Raw genomic sequence first — 20,512 nt, forward strand, 5'->3', positions numbered from 1 at the left:
TATGATAATAAAAGTAATACAAGTTGGTGAGTTAGGGGTTAATTGTTATATTGCCTCTTGTCCGGAAACTAAAGAGTGTCTGGTGATTGATCCTGGTGCTGAGGTTGAAATGATTTTCAAATATATTGAAAGTGAAGCTTTAATAGTGAAAGCAATAATTAATACTCATGGTCATGCGGATCATATTGGTGCTAATGCAGAGCTGAAAAAATTAACCAATGCTCCAATATTGATTAGTTCTTTTGATCAGGAAATGTTGCTTGAACCTAAATTAAACTTGTCAGTTTATATTGAGAAACCTATTATCTCGGCTGGTGCTGATACATTATTAAATGATGGTGATATTATCAGTTTTGGTAAAGAAAAACTAACAGTACTTCATACTCCTGGGCATACTAGAGGTGGTATTTGTTTGTTGGGGACCGAGGTAGTTTTTACAGGCGATACATTATTTAATCAGTCGATTGGTCGAACGGACTTTCCGGGTGGTTCCATGACTGATATAATAAGTTCAATTAAGACTAAGTTAATGTGCTTAAATGATGATGTTAAAGTTTTACCAGGTCATGGTCCAGCTAGTTTGATTGGCTTAGAACGGCAAAAAAATCCGTTTTTAAATTAATAATAAGGTTGTGTTAGTATGCTTATAAATATGGATGAATTAAAGCAAAGACTGCAAGAACGACAATGCAAGTTGACACCACAACGCAAAATAATTTTAGAAGTTTTTTTAAATAACCAAGATCAGCATTTAAGTGCAGAGGATGTCCATACAATTTTAAGACAAGAATTATCAGAGATTGGACTGGCAACCGTTTATCGTACTTTGGAATTATTATGTGATATGGAAATTTTACATAAAATTGATTTTGGTGATGGACGAAGTCGATTTGAAATTAATGCCGGCGATAAGGAACAGCATTATCACCATCATTTGATTTGCTTGAATTGTGGAATGGTAAAAGAATGCGAAGACGATTTACTAGAAGATTTAGAAACTAATATTGCTCAAAAAAGCGGGTTTGTTGTTATTGACCATCAACTTAAAATGTATGGTTATTGTGAAAAATGTCAAAAAAATGAGAAAAAATAATTTATTAATAGACTAAGATGCTATTGATAATATATAATGTTTAGATGAGTTTGAATATTTATTATAATGTGCTGAGGGCAATAATAAATTAGACATGGGGAGGAATATTTGCTATGCTAACAAGCGGTCCACGTGGGACCAAGGATATTTTGCCTAGTGTTAGTGGTCAATGGCAGTATATCGAAGGTAAAATAAGAGAAATTTGTAATTTATTTAGTTATAAAGAAATACGTACACCAATTTTTGAACACACCGAGTTGTTTTTGCGAGGAATTGGTGATACTACTGATATTGTTGAAAAAGAAATGTATACGTTCACTGATCGCGGTGAGCGCAGTTTAACTTTGCGACCGGAAAATACAGCAGCAGTTGTTAGAGCATATTTGGAAAACAAGCTCTATGCTGATAATCAATTAGCTAAATTGTTTTATATTGGACCAATGTTTAGATATGATAGACCGCAAGCCGGTCGTTATCGCCAATTTCATCAGTTTGGTATTGAAGCAATTGGCTTAAGTAATCCGGCTGTAGATGCAGAAATTATAACTTTAGCGGTGCAGTTTTTGCAAAAATTAGGCCTAACGGAATTGAATTTACAACTAAATTCCGTCGGTTGTCCCAAGTGTCGTCCGGTTTATCGTGAAAAGCTACAAGAATTTTTACAAGATAAAGTAGAAGATTTATGCAATGATTGTAAATCACGGTATGATCGTAACCCGATGCGGATTCTTGACTGTAAAAATGAAAAATGTACAGCGCTATCGCAAGGAGCACCGGAAATGATTGAGTGCTTGTGTGATGATTGTGGTACTCATTTTAATAAATTAAAAGAATTATTAACGGCTACTAATATTAGCTATAATCTAAATCCACGTCTGGTGAGAGGGCTTGATTATTACACTAAAACAGCTTTTGAAATACAGTACGAACCACTTGGCGCACAAAGTGCTGTGTGTGGTGGTGGGCGTTATGATGGCTTAATTGGTGAGTGTGGTGGCAATGATACTCCAGCAATTGGTTTTGCCATTGGAATAGAAAGAGTTTTATTAGCATTGGAAAAACAAAACTTGTTGCCAGATTTTAATGACGGTAGTGATGTTTTTATACTTCAATTTGGCGAGGTTACAGAAAGTGTAGCTTTTAATTTAATGAGCCAACTTCGTGCTAATGGACTGAAAGCTGAGATGGATTTTAGCGGTAGAAGCTTTAAAGCACAAATGAAGCAAGCAAATAAGCTCAATGCAAAATATGTGATAATTGTTGGTGAAGATGAAGTTACACAAAATGTTGTAACATTGAAAAATATGGCTAATAGCCAGCAAGAAGTTGTCGCAGTTGAAAATATTATAGATAAGTTAAAGGCTGAGGTGAAGGGTTAATGGATTTATTAAAAGGATTGAAAAGAACACATTCTTGTGGTGTGTTAACAAATACTAATAAAGATGAAGAAGTTATCTTATGTGGTTGGGTATCAAGAAGACGTGATCACGGTGGACTTATTTTTGTTGACTTAAGAGATCGTTCTGGGATGGTGCAAGTTGTATTTTCTTCAGAAATGCATCAAGAGGTTTTTACAAAAGCAGAAAGTATTAGATCTGAATTTGTTTTAGCGGTAAAAGGTGTCGTTAAAACTCGTGCGGTTGAAACTGTTAATCCGAAAATGGCAACTGGTGAGATCGAAGTATATTGTAATGAATTAAGAATTTTAAATAAAGCCAAAACTCCGCCGTTTTATATTCAAGACGGAATTGACGTTGATGAAATGTTAAGATTAAAATATCGTTATTTAGATTTACGTCGTCCCGAAATGCAAAGAAATTTAATGTTAAGACATCGTGTTACAAAAGTAATGCGTGATTTTCTTGATAAACAAGGTTTCGTGGAAATTGAAACTCCAATGTTAACCAAAAGCACACCGGAAGGTGCTCGTGACTACTTAGTGCCTAGTCGCAGTAATCCTGGAAAGTTTTTTGCATTACCACAATCACCACAAATTTTCAAACAAATTTTAATGGTAGCAGGTTATGAAAAATACTTCCAAATAGTTCGTTGCTTTAGAGATGAAGATTTAAGAGCTGATCGTCAGCCTGAATTTACACAACTGGATATTGAGATGTCTTTTATTGATGATGAAGATATTTTAGGCATGATGGAAGATATGACGGTACAAATGTTTAAAGAAGGTATTGATGCTGACATCAAAGCTCCTTTCAAACGTTTAACTTATGCTGAAGCTATGGATAAATATGGTTCAGATAAACCGGATTTACGTTTTGAAATGGAATTAGTTAATTTGTCAGAGGCTGTTAAAGGTTCCGATTTTAAAGTGTTCGAGTCTGTTATTCAAAGTGGTGGCGAAGTAAAAGCAATTAATGTTAAAAACTATGCTAATATTGCTCGTCGTGAATTAGATGGGTTAGTAGATTATGTTGGTATTTATGGTGCTAAAGGGTTAGCTTGGATTCAATATACTGAAGAGGGCATTAAGTCACCAATAACTAAATTTTTCTCTGAAGAAATTATTAATAATATCACAGCTACTACGAAAGCTGAAACTGGTGACTTAATTTTAATTATTGCTGATAAGCCGGCAGTAGTCGCACAATCTTTAGGTGAGTTGCGCTTAGAAATGGCAAGAAGATTGAATTTGATTGATGAAGATAAATTATCATTCTTGTGGGTAGTGGACTTCCCGATGTTTGAGTATAATGAAGATGATAAACGTTGGGTAGCAATGCATCATCCGTTCACAGCACCATGTGATGAAGATATTCAATACCTTGATACTGATCCAGGAAAAATTAAAGCTAAAGCTTATGATTTAGTGTTGAATGGAACTGAAATTGGTGGCGGTAGCTTAAGAATTTACAACCGAGAATTACAAGAAAAAGTATTTAAAGCAATTGGACTAACAGAAGAAGATGCTAACAGTAAGTTTGGTTTTATGTTGGAAGCATTTGAGTTTGGTACTCCTCCACATGGTGGAATTGCCTTTGGTCTTGATAGATTAATTATGTTGATGGCTAAACGCAGTTCAATCCGCGATGTAATTGCCTTCCCGAAAACGCAAAGTGCTACTTGTGTTATGACCCAAGCTCCTTCGGAAGTTGCACCGGAACAATTAAAAGAATTATCAATCAGAACAGCGATTATGCCGAAGAAATAAAATTTAAAGACATTTTAAAGAGTTAATCTTTAAAATGTCTTTTTTATATAAGTTTGTTTTTAAGATGTTTTTTTGTTAAGATTATTATAGAGTTTAGATAAAAGGTGAGAATTATGGATTTATTTTCTGCTTCACATGATGAAATTGATATTGGTTTACCGTTGGCTTCAAGAATGAGACCGCAAACTTTTGAGGACTTTATTGGACAAGAAAGTGTAGCTGGCGCAAAGAGCTTTTTGCGGAAGATGATTCAGTCTGATAAAATTCCTTCTTTAATTTTATTTGGGCCACCGGGAACCGGTAAAACAACATTAGCGCAATTAATAGCACAAACAACTAATAGCAAATTTGAAAAAATTAATGCGGTAACATCAGGAATTAGTGAGCTGCGAAAAATTTTGGAAAGTGCCAAGGAACAATTGAAGTTTTATCGCACCAGAACTATTTTATTTATTGATGAAATTCATCGCTTTAATAAAAGTCAACAAGATGTATTATTGCCTTATGTGGAAGATGGTAGTGTTGTGTTGATCGGTGCAACCACGGAGAATCCTTTTTTTGAAATAAATACGCCGTTGTTATCAAGATGTAGAATTGTGCAATTACAAGAACTAAGTAGCAAAAACATAAAAACTGTGCTAAAAAAAGCTTTGATGGATACAGTTAAAGGTTTGGGTAATTATGAACTTATTTGTGATGAAGAAGTTCTTGATATTATTGCAGATTTTGCTGGTGGCGATGCTAGAGTTGCTTTAAATTTGTTAGAGCAAAGTGCTTCACTTGCAAATTTCACAATAGAAAAACATATTTCATTAGATATTCTTAAGCAAATAATCGGTGATAAAATACAACGTTATGATAAAAATGGTGACAATCATTATGATACAATTTCTGCCTTCATTAAGAGTATGAGGGGATCAGATCCTGATGCGGCAATTCACTATCTAGCAAGAATGTTAGTGGCGGGAGAAGATGTTAATTTTATCGCTAGAAGAGTTGTTATTTGTGCAGCGGAAGATGTTGGTAACGCTGATCCTGAGGCCTTAAATATTGCTATGGCTGCAGCGAAAGCGGTGCAATTTCTCGGCATGCCGGAAGGTCGAATTCCTTTAGCGCAGGCTGTTACTTATATTGCGACAGCACCAAAAAGTAATGCCTCTTATCTGGCGATTGACCAAGCTATTTGTGATGTTAAGAGTAGTAATTCTGGTTTAATACCGGTGCATTTAAGAGATGCTCATTATAAGGGTGCAATAAAATTGGGACATGGTGCTACTTATAAATATCCTCATGATTATGAGGGGAGTTTTGTAGAACAAAATTATTTGCCGGAGGAACTTAAAAATAAAAAATACTACAATCCTACAGAGAATGGTTTAGAACGTGAAATAAAAAAAAGAATAGAAAATTTGTGGCGAGAAAAATAAGCTAAAAAAGGTTTTGACAAGCTTATTTTTTTTTGCTATATTAAAAACAGATAAAACCTATTGTTTTACTCGGGTATTAGGGGAGATCATAATGAAGATATCAACAAAGGGACGATATGGTGTGGCTGCAATGTATGATTTAGCGTTACATTATGGCGAAGGGCCGATTGCTTTAAAACAAATTGCATTGCGACAGGAAATTTCAGAACATTATTTAGAGCAATTAATCAGTACGTTGCGAAATGCTGGTTATGTTAATAGTATTAGGGGACCGCAAGGTGGTTATATTCTCGCCAAAGATCCTAAAGATATTACTATTGGTGATGTTATAAAGACAATGGAAGGACCGATAACTTTAGTAGATTGTTTGTTAAATGATGATACTGAAAATAATTACTGCGAAAAAGTTGGCAAATGTGTCACTAGAGATGTTTGGGTCAAAGTTAGAGATAGTATAAATAATGTATTAAATTCTATTTCGCTGGCAGACTTATGCAAAGAAGATAGAAAATAAGGAGAGGACAATAATATGAAAAGAATTTATTTTGATCATTCTGCTACTACGCCTACAGCTAAAGAAGTAGCAAGTGTTATGTATGAATATATGAGTGAGAAATTTGGTAATCCCTCCAGTGTTCACTTTTTTGGACGTGAAGCTCGAAAAGATGTAACGGTAGCAAGAGAAACTATTGCAAAATTAATAGGAGCTGAACCTAATGAATTGTTTTTTATGGGTTGTGGTACCGAAGGTGATAACTTGGCATTAAAGGGAATTGCCTATGCGAATAGAAAAAAAGGTAATCATATTATTACCAGTGCGGTAGAACATCATGCAGTATTGCATGTTTGTGAATTTTTAGAAAAAGAAGGATTTGCCGTAACTTATTTACCGGTAGATGAGTTTGGTATGGTAAATCCTCAAGATGTTGAAAAGGCGATTACCGATCAAACAATTTTGATTAGCATTATGTTTGCTAATAATGAAGTTGGTACGATCCAGCCGATAAAAGAAATCGGTGAAATTGCTAAAGCTAAAGGTGTATATTTCCATACTGATGCTGTGCAAGCGGTTGGTAATTATCCTATTGATGTTAAAGATTTAAATGTTGATTTATTAACATTGTCTGGGCACAAGTTTAACGGTCCGAAAGGTATTGGTGCACTTTATGTGCGAAAAGGTGTTAAAATTGCTGCTGTTCAACAAGGGGGCGCTCAAGAACGAAACTTACGTGCCGGAACAGAAAATGTTCCTAGTATTATCGGCTTAGCAAAAGCTGCGGAAATTGCGATGGCAACAATGAGTGAAAAAATAGCTCATGAAACATATTTAAGAGATAAACTTATTAACGGAATTAAGGAGAAAATTGGTTATATAAAACTTAATGGACATCCAACTAAAAGAATGCCTAATAATGTTAACTTTAGTTTCAGATTTGTAGAAGGAGAAGCTTTGTTATTAAGCCTTGATTTAAAAGGTATTGCAGCTTCTAGCGGTTCAGCCTGTACCTCCGGTTCATTAGATCCTTCCCATGTTTTATTGGCAATGGGCATGAGTCATGAGGTAGCTCATGGTTCATTGAGAATCAGCTTAGGGCATAGTAATACTGAAGAAGAGATTGATTATTGTTTAGAAGTATTACCGCAAATCATTGAGCGATTAAGAATGATGTCACCATTAAGTCCGGAAAACATGGCGATAGAAAAAGAAAATTGTGAAACTTGTTCTAAATATTAAAATTAAAGAGGTGTAAAGATATGTATAGTGAAAAAGTTATGGATCATTTTACTAATCCTAGAAATGTCGGCGAAATTAAAGATGCCAGCGGTGTGGGTGAAGTTGGTAATGCTAAATGTGGCGATATTATGAAGATTTATTTAAAAGTTGAAGATAATATTATCAAAGATGTAAAGTTTAAAACTTTTGGTTGTGGTGCTGCTATTGCTACTAGTAGTATGGTGACAGAGCTTGTTATAGGCAAGACTTTAGAAGAAGCATTAAAAATAACTAACAGTTCTGTTGCTGAAGCATTAGATGGTTTACCACCAGTAAAAATGCATTGTTCAAATTTGGCTGCTGATGCTATGCATGAAGCAATAAAAGATTATATGAGTAAGCAAGAAGGAAAGTGATTGTTATGACTGCAAAAACAAAAGTAGTTGTAGCAATGAGCGGCGGGGTGGACAGTTCTTTAACTGCCGCCCTTCTTTTGCAACAAGGCTATGACGTAATTGGTGTTACTATGAATTTATCAGAAGAGAGCCGTGATTATGATGAAAACTCAGATCGCGGTTGTTGTTCTTTATCGGCTGTTGATGATGCGAAAAGTGTTGCTGACAAACTAGGCATTCCACACTATGTGATGAATTTTAAAGAGATGTTTCAAGAAAAGGTCGTGGACTATTTTATTAAGGAATATGGTGAGGCTAGAACGCCAAATCCTTGTATTGCTTGTAACCGATATATTAAGTTTGAAGGGTTGTTGGATCGGGCTTTAAAGCTAGGAGCCGAATATGTCGCTACTGGTCATTATGCAAAAATTATTAAAGATTCTGAAACTGGTCGCTATTTACTAAAAAAAGGCGCAGATGCCAATAAAGATCAATCTTATGTACTATATCATCTCAATCAAAATACGTTAAAACATTTTATGTTTCCACTAGGTGATTTAAACAAAACTGAAACCAGAAAAATGGCAGCAGAGTTAGGTTTGTCTGTAGCTAATAAACCTGAAAGTCAGGAAATATGCTTTGTGCCTAATGATGATTATAAAACTTTTTTAGCAGAAAAAGCTCCGGCAATGCTGACGCCGGGGAATATTATTAATACCGCTGGAGAAATTTTAGGAAAGCATAAAGGCTTAGCTTTATATACAATCGGACAACGTAAAGGCTTAGGAATAGCGGCGAAACAGCCACTTTACGTCCTGAAACTAGATCAAACTAACAATTCGGTGGTGGTTGGTTTTGAAGATGAAATTTTTTCACAGGAATTAATTGCGACTGATTTAAACTTTTTATTGTTTGATAAATTAACAGTAGCAATGGAAGTTAAAGCAAAAGTTAGATATGCAGCAAAAGAAGCGCCGGCTTTTATTGTGCCACTAGACGGTGATAAAGTGAGAGTTATCTTTAAAGATAAGCAAAGAGCTATTACTCCGGGGCAAGCGGTGGTCTTTTATCAAGATGATATTGTGATTGGTGGCGGGACAATTATTGATTAGTTGGTTGATAGTAAGATTAAAAGGTTTACATCTTGATATCATAAGCATTATAATAATAGAGTTAATGTGTTTTGAATGACCCAAACCGTAGTGGAGGTAGATTGTTTTGAAATTTATGACAGGAAATGAACTGCGCGAAAAATATTTGCAGTTTTTTGCAAGTAAGGATCATTTGGTATTACCAAGTTATTCTTTAATACCGGAAAATGACCCAACTTTATTAATGGTTGGTGCTGGAATGGCTCCCTTTAAACCTTTTTTTACTGGGAAGATGAAACCACCACATCCAAGAATTACTACTAGTCAAAAGTGTGTAAGAACTGGTGATATTGAAAATGTTGGTAAAACAGCGCGTCACCATACTTTTTTTGAGATGTTAGGTAATTTTTCTTTTGGAGATTATTTTAAACGTGAAGCGATTGCTTGGGCCTGGGAATTTATCACAAAGCATTTGGAAATTCCTGAAGAACAACTTTGGGTTACTATTTATCCAGATGATGAAGAGGCTTTTGATATTTGGACGAAAGAGGTTGGCGTTAATCCTAAAAGAGTTGTCAAATTAGAAGATAACTTCTGGGAAATCGGTCCTGGTCCTTGTGGTCCATGTTCGGAAATTTATGTTGATTTAGGCCCGGAACGCGGTTGTAGTGATAATTGCGTATTAGGTTGTGATTGCGATCGATATTTGGAAATATGGAATTTGGTATTTACGCAATTTGATCGTGATGAAGCTGGTAACTACAATCCTTTAGCGAAGAAAAATATTGATACTGGAGCAGGATTAGAGCGTATTGCTTCAGTCTTACAAAATAAGAAATCAAACTTTGAAACTGATTTGATTTTCCCGATAATTGAATATGCATCTAAGGTATCGGGCGTTAAATACGAAACTAGCACGAAAAATGATATTTCACTAAAAGTAATAGCTGATCATGCTAGAAGTATGACTATTATGATTTTAGATGGAATTTTGCCGTCCAATGAAGGTCGGGGTTATGTTTTGCGCAGAATTATTCGTCGGGCAATTCGTCATGGCAGATTACTTGGTATTGAAACAAGTTTTTTAGCTGGGGCTGTTGATGCGGTAATAACTATTTTTGGAAATGTTTATCCTGAATTAGTAGAAAAGCAAGATTATATTCGTAAAGTTATCAGTTTAGAAGAAGAACGTTTCCATACAACATTAGCACAAGGGATTGAACTTTTAAGTAAATTGATTGCTGATTTAAAAGTTACCGGTAAAGATGTATTAGATGGTAAGTCTGCGTTTAAATTGTATGATACCTTTGGTTTTCCATGGGAATTAACAGCAGAAATTTTAGAAGAAAATAAATTTTCTTTAGATAAAGATGCTTTTGACGCTGCAATGAATGAACAACGTGAAAGAGCAAGGGCTGCTCGCCAAGAAAATCAACGAGTATCAGTGCCGGATTTAACAGGAATCAATGTCGACTCATTAAAGCAAGATTATAATGTAACTACAGCAAAGGTTGTCTTGTTATGGAAAGATGGTAAAGCAGTTGAGCAAGTCCACGATGGTGAAGAAGTTGGTATTATCCTTGATACTACTGCTTTTTATGCTGAAGGTGGTGGACAAGCCGGCGATACTGGTATGATAGAAACTGAAGTTGGTAAAGTGGAAATTGAAAATGCGAAAAAGCTAGCCAATGGGACTATTTATCATATTGGGATGGTGGTAGAAGGCTTAATTAAGGTTGGCGATAATGTTAAAATCTTGATTGATGCTGAAGTTAAACAAGCGACAGCAAGAAATCATACGGCAACCCATTTATTACATGCTGCTCTGAAAAACATTGTTGGTGAACATGTTAATCAGGCTGGTTCTTCAGTTAATAGCGAACGACTGCGCTTTGATTTTTCACACTTTGAGCCTCTTACCACAGAACAAATTGAGAAAATTGAACAGCAAGTTAATGAGGCAATTTTAAAAGCTATTACAGTTGATATTAACGAAACAACACAAAATGAAGCAAAAGAAATGGGTGCAATGGCTTTATTTGGTGAAAAATATGGCGATATTGTAAGAGTTGTTAACATTAAGGACTTTAGTGTTGAGTTATGTGGCGGGACTCATGTTAATAATGTAGCGGAAATCGGCTTGTTTAAAATAGTTTCTGAAGCTGGTGTTGCTTCAGGGGTTAGAAGAATTGAAGCTATTACTGGTAAATTAGCTTATGATAAAGTTAATATTGTCGAAAAAACTTTAAATAAGACAGCGAGCTTATTGAAAAGTCGTAATAATGAAGTTGTAGAAAAAATTGAAGCGTTATTGACACAAGTTAAAACTTTAGAGCAACAATTAGCGGTAGCAAATAGTAAAATGGCACAAGAAACCGCCAGTGAATTATTAGCAACAGCGATTGACGTAAATGGTGTAACAATTGTTAATGCTGAAGTTGAAATTGAAGATATGGATGGCTTGAGGAATTTAGCTGATTTATTGCGCGATAAACTTACAGTGGGAGTCATTGTCCTTGGTGCTAAAATTGCCGATGATAAAGTTAACTTTGTAGTAATGGCCACTAAAGATGCTGTTGCTAAAGGTATACATGCAGGTAATATAATAAAGGAAACTGCTAAAGTTGCCGGTGGCGGTGGCGGCGGTAGACCTGATATGGCACAAGCCGGCGGGAAAAATCCTAAAAAAATTACAGAAGCCTTAACGATGGCTACTGAAGTTATTACAAAACAAATAGGTTGAAACTAAGGAGCAGATATTTATCTGCTCCTTTTTTAGAGGATTTTTAGAAAAAAGAGACAATTATATAAATTAAAGACAAATAAAGGTGGTGTATGCTATGTATCAAAAATATTTCGATAAATTTAACGAGATTGCTAAAATATCAACTGCCTCAAACAGTGTTAGTAGAGCTGCTTTTAGTAGTGAAGACTATGAATTGAGAAAATACATTATAAAATTACTAAAAAAAAATAATCTTGAAGTTTTTGTAGATGAAATTGGTAATATTTTTGGTTGTACTGCACAAAATAAAACAAAAAAAACTATAATGCTTGGAACTCATATTGATACTGGGAGCGAAGATGGCAAATATAGTGGTATTGTAGGAGTACTAGCTGGTTTAGCAGCGATTGAATTTTTAACAAAAAAAAAGGTTGGAGAAAATATTGTTTTAGCTGTGTTTGTTGGTAAAGAATATTTTAAAGATAATGATTTTGTTGGAGCTCGTTTTTTTGCAGGTGATAATGCTATGTTAGAAGTAGTTGAAACTAATGAGGATTATGCAAAATTTTTAAGTTGCGAAAAAATAATGCTGAAAAATAATTTTTTTCAAGAAATAGATTATTTTTTAGAAGTCATTATGGAAGATGGTAATAATTTAATATTAGCGAATAAACAAATTGGGATAGTAAATTACCTAACTTCAGCTACTATTTGTAGTGTTTTTATTGAAGGAGAAACTTCTTCTAGCGCTAACATCGGGGTTGAAAAAAGGCATGACGCTTTAGTGAGTGCTGCGTTAGTTATTAATGAAATAAATGATATTGCGTTAGCTCGTTGTGAAGATGGGGTTTTGGCTACTGTTACCAATATAAATGTTTTACCTGGTGCTTATAATAAAGTTCCGGCAAGAGTGGAACTGTCATTAGAAGTTAGAGGGAAAAATAATGAAGATATTGTTACTTGTTTACAAGAAATAAAAGACGCCATCAGTACCATTACTGAAGTTCAAGATGTTACTATTAGTTTAAAAGTAAAGACGGCAGAAACTATAGTAGCAATGTCAGCTGAATTAAATGATAAAATTATACATTCTTGTCAAGAATGCAAGTTATCTATTGAAAATTTAGGGTATGCTTTTGATCAATTAGGTTTAATAATTGGTAAAGCTAAAGCTGGAGCTGTTATTGTCTTGCCCAATAAAGGTGGCATAACACATAATAAAGCAGAAAAACTTGAGCTTCAAGATTTTAATAATGGAGTGGCGGTATTAGAACATCTGATTTCTCATAAAATTTTACAATCCTAAATTGACCTATGTTGGAATTTATAGTATAATGACGTGAATATGCCGAAACTATATGTGCGGGGGAACCAATACAAATATAGGGGTGAATTCTGATTAGAAGGGGATATCTCTTGTCCCTAACCCGACAGCTAACCTCGTAGGCAAAAAAGGAGAGTGTAAAATTTGAAAAAGTTCTTCAGTAGTATGGTAGTAGCAACTTTAATAATTTTACTATGTAGTAATCTACCGGCTCATGCTAATGCTAACTCTAATCCAAATTCAAAGGAATTGATAAAATATAGCATGAGAGGAGAAAATGTAAAAATAGTCCAGAAATTATTATCAGAGGCAGGATTTTATAATGGTGACATTGATGGAATCTTTGGCAATGAAACATTAAATGCTGTAAAAGCATATCAATTTAGTAAAGGCTTATTAGTTGATGGTGTGGTTGGCGAAGAAACGTTGAAATTTTTGAAACGTTCAGATAATAAAACTGATCGAAAAATGCGATCAATAGTAATGCACGCATCAGCTTATAGTGCCTTTGATCCAGGTAATGGCAAGTATACTGCTAATGGTACTTTATTGAAAAAAGGAATAGCGGCGGTTGATCCTAATGTTATTCCGTTAGGAACAAGATTGTTTATTCCTGGCTATGGTGAAGCGATAGTCGATGATGTGGGTGGTTCTATTAAAGGAAATAGAATTGATTTAGCCTTTGATAGCAGAGATGATGCATTACAGTTTGGGGTAAGAAATGTAATTGTTTACATTGTCGAATAAAACTTAAAACAGGTTAGACCTGTTTTTTTTTTTGAAAATATGTATAATTATTTTAAAATATAGTATAATAGTCTCATAATAGCAATACAGAATAAATGACAAAAAAATCTAAGATTAGATATTTTTTTTAATAATTATTGACTAGTTGTTCACAAAATAATATGAAGAAGAGATTTAGAGAAATATATACAATAGGAGCAATATGGTTATGCGCGAATATGGACAAACAGAAGTACAAGCTAAAATTGCAATAGCTTCCTTGAAAATAATAACTGATTCTTTGGGTGTTTCCTTTAATGAAGAAGAACAGTATAAAAACTTCTTAAATATTACCAGCAATACTGAAAGAATAATTAAAATTGCTAAAATGTTAAAACTTAAGGCTAAAAAAGCAGTTCTACAATATTCTGACCTTGAAGGACTGGACGTTCCGGTCTTGGCTATGATGAAAGATGGTTCTTTTTTAGTGCTTGGTAAAAACAATGATAAAGTTGTTTTGATTTTCAGACCTGAAGTTGGTAAGCCTGAGACAATAACTAAAGAGCAGTTTGTCGAAGCTTGGTCTAATGAAGTGGTTATTATTAAGAGACCGTTTAGTTTAAAAAGCGCCAGCCAAAGATTCAATTTATATTGGTTTATACCAATAATTTTAAAATACAAAAAGTATTTTATTGAAATCTTAATTGCTTCATTTTTTTTACAATTATTTGGGTTAGTTACACCACTATTTACACAAGTTATTATTGATAAAGTTATTACTCATAATGGAATGTCAACCTTAGACATCTTAGGATTATGCCTGATTATTGCCGCAGCTTTTCAAGCAATGATGAGTATTGCAAGAACTTACTTATCAGCACATACCACTAATAAAATTGATATGATTTTAGGTGCAAGGTTATTTAGGCATGTTACCTCTTTGCCATTAAGGTATTTTGAAACTAGAAGAGTTGGTGATACGTTAACAAGAATATCAGCCCTAAACAGTATTAGAGAGTTCTTGACTAATTCTTCGATGACAGTATTTTTAGATACTTTTTTTTCAATTGTTTTCTTTGCGGTAATGTTTTATTATAGTTGGGAATTAACATTAATTGCTTTAATACCATTGCCGCTATATTTAATCCAAAATATTATAGTAACGCCGATATATCAAAAACGTTTAGAGACAGTATGGGCTAGTGGCGCTGAAAGCAATGCTTTTTTAGTAGAATCGATTACCGGAGTTCAAACGGTAAAATCCTTAGCGTTGGAGCCACAGTTTAACAATAGATGGGAAAAAATACTAGCAAAATATATTAAAGATACTTTTAATAATGCTAAATTTAATATTTGGCTTAGTAGTTCTAATAGCGTTATTCAGAGTATCATGACTTTTGGCATATTATTATTCGGTGGACATATGGTTATGTCAGGTAAATTGACAATTGGTCAGTTAATTGCTTTTCAAATGTTGGCAGGACAAGCTAGTGCTCCAATATTTCGTTTGTCGGGAATGTGGCAAACTTGTCAACAGACCATGTTAGCAGTGGAACGACTAGGTGATATATTAAATACAGCACCGGAGCCTTTGAAAATTAGTCAAGATAATTATGTTGATAAAATTAATGGAAAAATAAACTTTGAAAATGTATCCTTTAGATATAATGCCGAACTTGGACCGGTCATTGATGATGTTAGCTTTGCTGTGTTACCGGGAATGAAAGTGGGAATTGTTGGTCGATCGGGGTCGGGAAAAAGTACTATTACCAAGCTCGTGCAACGACTTTATTTACCAGAACTAGGTAAAGTTAAAATTGATGATGTTGATGTTATGGAACTTGACCCTACTTGGTTAAGAAAAAAAATTGGGGTAGTATTACAAGAAAATTATCTTTTTAATGGCAGTGTTAGAGAAAATATCGCCTTGTCAAAACCTAGTGCTACAATCGATGAAGTTATTGCTGTTGCTAAAATGGCAGGGGCACATGAATTTATTTTAGAATTATCAGAAGGCTATGATACTAAAATTGGTGAAAGAGGGACAGGCTTATCAGGAGGGCAACAACAGCGGATTGCAATAGCCAGAGCGTTAATAGCAAATCCGGCCATTTTAATTTTTGATGAGGCAACCTCTGCTTTAGATTATCAGTCTGAACGAATTATTATGGATAATCTTGATATTATTGCTAAAGATCGAACGATGCTGATGATTGCACATCGTTTAACAACAGTAAGAAATTGTGATTTAATTTTAGTAATAGAAAATGGAAAAATAATTGAACAAGGAAAGCATAGAGAATTAATAGAGAAAAAAGGAACATATTACGGGATGTATGTTCAACAAGAGGTATAAGATGCTTAAAAATTTTTTTAATAGAATAAGAAGCTATATTGAGGAAAAAACAAAAAATGAACTAAATAAAGATGAATATGAATTTTTACCAGCGGCTTTAGAAGTAGTAGAAACACCACCATCACCTCTTGGAAGAAGTGTCTTGTGGCTATTATTTATTTTTATCTTAATCGTTGTAATATGGGTAATGGTTGGACAGGTGGATGAAGTTGCTATTGCCCCAGGGAAAATTATTCCAACGGGCAATGTAAAGACCATTCAGGCAGAAGATAAAGGTGTTGTAAAAGGAATTTTCGTTAAAGATGGTCAGAAAGTCTCAAAAGGTGAATTGTTAATCGAACTTGATACGACAATTACAGCTGCTGATGTAGCTAGAATTAAACGAGAAGTAGCTTATTATAGTTTAGAAATAGATCGATTATTAGCAGAACAAAGTGGTTCTTCTTTTATTCCACAACAATATCCAAGTTTAGATCCCAAAGATATAGCATACCAACAGAATTTATATCAAACAAGACTTGCTGAGTACAATACAAAGTTATTGATGGCAAAAGCATTAGTAATGCAAAATGAAGCTGATTTAGCAACAACCAAAGCTGGTTATAAAAAACAGGTTGAACTTTTTGCTATTGCCAAAGAAAAAGAAGATCGCTTGATGAAACTGGCACAAGAAGATGCTATTGCTACTTTTGTTGTCCTTGATTATCAAGCTAAGCGCATTGAAATTGAAGAAGATATTAATGCTCAAGCCTCTGAAATTAATCGTAAACAATGGAATTTAATTCAAGCACAAGAGCAATTAAACAGTATTGTCGCTGAACGTAATAAAGATATTAGTACTTCCTTAATGGAAGATCGAAAACAATTATCAATTTATAGTGAAGAACTAAAAAAAGCTGAAGAAAAAGATAGATTATCAAAAATAGTTGCACCAATTGATGGAAGAGTTGCCCAACTTTCGATTCATACTGTGGGGGGCGTTGTGACAGAAGCACAACCATTACTAGAAGTAGTTCCAGAAGATGCAGTATTACAAGTTGAGGCGTTTGTTGCTAATAAAGATATTGGTTTTGTAAGTATCGGACAAAGTGCTGAAGTTAAAATAGAAACCTTTAACTTCCAAAAATTCGGAACAGTAGATGCTACTGTAGTAGAGATTAGTCCTGATGCAATTGAGGATAAAGAAAAAGGCAGAGTTTATAGAGTTGTTTTAGAAATAGATAAAAATTCCTTTGATGTTAATGGTAAAGAAGTTGCTTTAAGTCCAGGGATGACAGCAACCGGAGAAATTAAAATTAGACAAAAACGGATAATTGAATTTTTCCTTGATCCGTTTAAGCAATATCAAAGTGAGGCTTTGAGGGAGAGATAAATGTGACTAGTCAAGTTAATAATCAAAATTCCTTTGTTCCAATTGATACAGCTTTAGTCTCCTTAGTGGCCATTGCAAAATTTCATGGTATTCCGGCGGATATAAACCAATTGCGTCGGGCCTATGTAGTTGATGGAAATTTGATGGATACTTTAACAATGCTAAGAGCCTCCAAGGATATCGGCTTAAAGTCACGTGAACTTACTATTGAGAAAGAACGTCTAATCAGCATGCCTTTCCCGGCTGTTTTACAATTAACAAATGGTAATTATATCGTTGTTTTAAGAGCTGAACAAGAACGTTTATTGATAGTAGATCCTTATCAAGATACTCCGGTTTTAATTCAAATCAAAAATTTATTTAATGCTTGGGAAGGGAAAATTGTCTTATTTACTAAACGCCATCAAGCCAAACAAGAAGAACATAAATTTAATTTATTTTGGTTTGTACCGGTGGTTTTGAAATATAAAAAATTTTTAGGACAAGTATTGTTTTTAAGTTTAATCCTACAAGTTTTTGGATTAATATCGCCAATATTTACTCAGGTAATTATTGATAAGGTTTTAGTTCATAAAAGCTTATCAACTTTAGATGTATTAGTTATTGGGATGATAATAATATCGTTATTCCAAACTATTATAACTGGGTTTAGAAGTTATCTATTTACACATACAACTAATAAGGTTGATGTGGTATTGAGTACAAAGTTATATAAACATATTACGGCTTTACCAATAAAATATTTCGATAAATGGCAAGTTGGTGAAGTTGTTACAAGAGTAAGAGAATTAGAAACAGTAAGGCAGTTTATTACCGGCTCTGGTTTAACAATAGTGCTTGATACAATCTTTACAGTAGTTTATATTTTTGCAATGTTTAACTATAGTGCAAAGCTAAGTTTAATTGTATTGTTAATGCTTCCGATCTTTATTTTGTTAAATATCATCGTGGTGCCAATTTATCGTAAGCGCTTAAATGATAATTTTACAGCAAAAACAGAGAATCAAGCTTTTATTATTGAAACTGTAACCGGGATTGAAGCAGTAAAATCATTAGCTGTAGATGTTAACTTTAGCCAAAGGTGGGAGCAAATGCTTTCCCGATATATCAAATCAGCTTTTGCTACGGCAAACCTAGCTAATATTGCCGGTAATATTGGTGGCTTTGTTAAACAGTTTTTTTCAATTTTTGTATTGTGGTATGGTGCAAATTTAGTTATGAAAAATGAAATCACTGTTGGTGAACTAGTCGCATTTCAAATGCTTTCCGGTCAAGTTACTGAACCGGTGTTAAGGATAGTTAATATGTGGCAAAGTTTTCAACAAACGAAGGTTTCGATTGATCGACTAGGTGATATTCTTAATGAAGCTAATGAAGCATCGTTTAATCCTAATCGTACTACTTTGCCAAGAATAAAAGGTGATATTTTCTTTGATCGAGTTAGTTTCCGTTATCGTCCGGACATGGCAGAAGTGTTGTATCAACTTAATCTCGATATAACAGCAGGTATGAAAATTGGAATAGTAGGGCGATCAGGCTCAGGGAAAAGTACTTTAACGAAAATGATTCAACGGCTCTATTTACCTGATTCTGGTAGAATTCTTATTGATGGTGTTGATTTAGCACAAGTTGAGCCGGCATGGCTAAGAAGACAGATTGGTGTTGTGTTACAGGATAACTACTTATTTAATGGAACTATTGCCGAAAACATTGCTATTGCCGCTAAACAAGCTAGTATCGAAGAAATAGAGACTGTTGCTAAAATAAGCGGTGCTGATGAATTTATCAACAAATTGCCTAATGGTTATAATACACCAGTTGGTGAAAGAGGCACAGCGTTGTCAGGAGGACAAAAACAAAGAATTGCTATTGCCAGAGCATTGATAACTGATCCAAAAATTTTAATTTTTGATGAAGCAACTTCGGCTCTAGATTTTGAATCTGAAAAAATAATAATGAATAATCTTGATAAAATTGCACAAGGTAGAACTCTTATTATGATAGCGCATCGTTTATCAACAGTGCAAAGCTGTGATCAAATAATTGTCCTTGATCATGGACGGTTGATTGAAAAAGGTAAACATGATGAGTTGATGTTTAATAAAAGTGCTTACTTCAATTTATATAACCAACAAATGGTTTCAATATAAATAACTTAATAAAAACCTTACTTTGTTTAAAGTTTTGGAGTGCTAACCACATTCCAAAAAATATATATATGGGGGAATTGAGAATGAGAGAATTAAAACTACCTATATCAAACAGAAAGGAGGAGAGCAAATAATATGGGCTTATTCAGTACTTTAATTAGCAATGTAAGAGCTGATCTAACAACAAGAAGCAGCTTGGTTTCCAGCAATTTATCAGTATTAACTTCACAAATTGGTACAACTATTGGCGAAGTTGCAGCACGTGTTGTATCGGATCCGATTGGAACGCTACAATATGTTGTAAATGATACTAAGATTGCAATTTTTGGACACAATGGTCCGCTAATTGCCAGAGATGCAGTAAGCTTTGTTGAAGGGCTTGCTGGTTTGACTGCTGATACTGCATTAAATATCTTTAATGCATTGCCAACATTTACACAAACTCCGGTTTATGAAAATCAAGTTGGCGCTATTAAAAAGCAAGAAGGCTCAATCACTGAAATTACTAGTAAATTTACAACTGGAGCTTCTATTGGTGATTTATCTTGGTTAATTTACAAAGGTAGAATGGTATCCAATACTGAAATTACTGATAAATGGAAACTTTATAGTGAAGCAGAAACTACTCATGGTTACAACAGTAGTATTTATATTGACGCTGCTAATAAGCAAGTGGCAATTACGCTAGAAGGAACACAAGCTAATAGTGATTTAAGCCCATTATGGTTAAGTAAAGATGGTTTATCCGATCTTGAAATTGGCTTAGGGGTTATTCCACCACAAATGCGTGAAGGTTATGAACAGTTCAAAGTTATGGTAGCTGATGTTATGAATAAATTCGGCACCGAAGGCTATGGCATTTCAGTAGCTGGTCACTCTTTAGGTGGCGGTTTGGCAGAAATGATGTCCGGTATGTATTTTATTGATACAGGAATTGCTTTACCAACTATGGCACAAGCTGGTCCAGGAATGT

The 20,512-nt window shown here is 34.2% G+C and carries 16 protein-coding genes; all 16 read left to right on the forward strand.

Annotated features, from left to right (window positions below; genetic code table 11):
• Position 1: 1 nt before the first annotated feature.
• Positions 2–622: an MBL fold metallo-hydrolase gene (locus KBI38_02540; protein ID MBP8628941.1), complete on the forward strand. Its 621-nt coding sequence runs from the start codon at positions 2–4 to the stop codon at positions 620–622.
• Positions 623–640: 18 nt separating this feature from the next.
• A complete protein-coding gene (locus KBI38_02545) occupies positions 641–1,093 on the forward strand; it encodes a transcriptional repressor (protein MBP8628942.1) in 453 nt (150 codons plus the stop codon).
• A 113-nt stretch (positions 1,094–1,206) separates the two neighbouring features.
• Positions 1,207–2,472, forward strand: coding sequence for a histidine--tRNA ligase (locus KBI38_02550; GenBank protein MBP8628943.1), 1,266 nt, complete (start codon positions 1,207–1,209; stop codon positions 2,470–2,472).
• Positions 2,472–4,259: an aspartate--tRNA ligase gene (gene aspS, locus KBI38_02555; GenBank protein ID MBP8628944.1), complete on the forward strand. Its 1,788-nt coding sequence runs from the start codon at positions 2,472–2,474 to the stop codon at positions 4,257–4,259. Before KBI38_02550 ends, aspS begins: the two co-directional genes overlap by 1 nt.
• Before the next feature lie 113 nt (positions 4,260–4,372).
• The gene (locus tag KBI38_02560; protein ID MBP8628945.1) at positions 4,373–5,686 is read left to right on the forward strand and encodes a replication-associated recombination protein A; all 1,314 of its coding nucleotides are present in this window, start codon (positions 4,373–4,375) and stop codon (positions 5,684–5,686) included.
• A 91-nt stretch (positions 5,687–5,777) separates the two neighbouring features.
• Positions 5,778–6,200 carry an Rrf2 family transcriptional regulator gene (locus KBI38_02565; protein ID MBP8628946.1) on the forward strand — a complete coding sequence of 141 codons (423 nt, stop codon included), beginning with the start codon at positions 5,778–5,780 and terminating at the stop codon, positions 6,198–6,200.
• Positions 6,201–6,215: 15 nt separating this feature from the next.
• Entirely contained in the window at positions 6,216–7,421 is a 1,206-nt protein-coding gene (gene nifS, locus KBI38_02570) for a cysteine desulfurase NifS (protein MBP8628947.1), read from the forward strand.
• A gap of 20 nt (positions 7,422–7,441) precedes the next feature.
• A complete protein-coding gene (gene nifU, locus KBI38_02575) occupies positions 7,442–7,816 on the forward strand; it encodes a Fe-S cluster assembly scaffold protein NifU (protein MBP8628948.1) in 375 nt (124 codons plus the stop codon).
• A gap of 5 nt (positions 7,817–7,821) precedes the next feature.
• Positions 7,822–8,907, forward strand: a complete 1,086-nt coding sequence (mnmA, locus tag KBI38_02580; GenBank protein MBP8628949.1) for a tRNA 2-thiouridine(34) synthase MnmA — start codon at positions 7,822–7,824, stop codon at positions 8,905–8,907.
• A 106-nt stretch (positions 8,908–9,013) separates the two neighbouring features.
• Entirely contained in the window at positions 9,014–11,629 is a 2,616-nt protein-coding gene (alaS, locus tag KBI38_02585) for an alanine--tRNA ligase (GenBank protein ID MBP8628950.1), read from the forward strand.
• A 97-nt stretch (positions 11,630–11,726) separates the two neighbouring features.
• Complete coding sequence (locus KBI38_02590) at positions 11,727–12,917, forward strand: M20/M25/M40 family metallo-hydrolase (GenBank protein ID MBP8628951.1); 1,191 nt, start codon at positions 11,727–11,729, stop codon at positions 12,915–12,917.
• Positions 12,918–13,100: 183 nt separating this feature from the next.
• Positions 13,101–13,682: a peptidoglycan-binding protein gene (locus tag KBI38_02595; GenBank protein ID MBP8628952.1), complete on the forward strand. Its 582-nt coding sequence runs from the start codon at positions 13,101–13,103 to the stop codon at positions 13,680–13,682.
• 202 nt (positions 13,683–13,884) lie between these two features.
• Positions 13,885–16,017 (forward strand): type I secretion system permease/ATPase, encoded by a 2,133-nt coding sequence (locus KBI38_02600; GenBank protein MBP8628953.1) that lies wholly within the window; start codon positions 13,885–13,887, stop codon positions 16,015–16,017.
• Positions 15,998–17,389, forward strand: a complete 1,392-nt coding sequence (locus tag KBI38_02605; protein ID MBP8628954.1) for an HlyD family type I secretion periplasmic adaptor subunit — start codon at positions 15,998–16,000, stop codon at positions 17,387–17,389. The genes KBI38_02600 and KBI38_02605 overlap by 20 nt, the downstream gene beginning before the upstream one ends.
• 2 nt (positions 17,390–17,391) lie before the next feature.
• Entirely contained in the window at positions 17,392–19,539 is a 2,148-nt protein-coding gene (locus KBI38_02610) for a type I secretion system permease/ATPase (GenBank protein MBP8628955.1), read from the forward strand.
• A gap of 135 nt (positions 19,540–19,674) precedes the next feature.
• A partial coding sequence (locus KBI38_02615; protein ID MBP8628956.1) for a hypothetical protein occupies positions 19,675–20,512 on the forward strand: 838 nt, incomplete at its 3' end.

The organism is Negativicutes bacterium (assembly GCA_018052945.1).
In the GTDB taxonomy this organism is placed as follows: domain Bacteria; phylum Bacillota; class Negativicutes; order JAGPMH01; family JAGPMH01; genus JAGPMH01.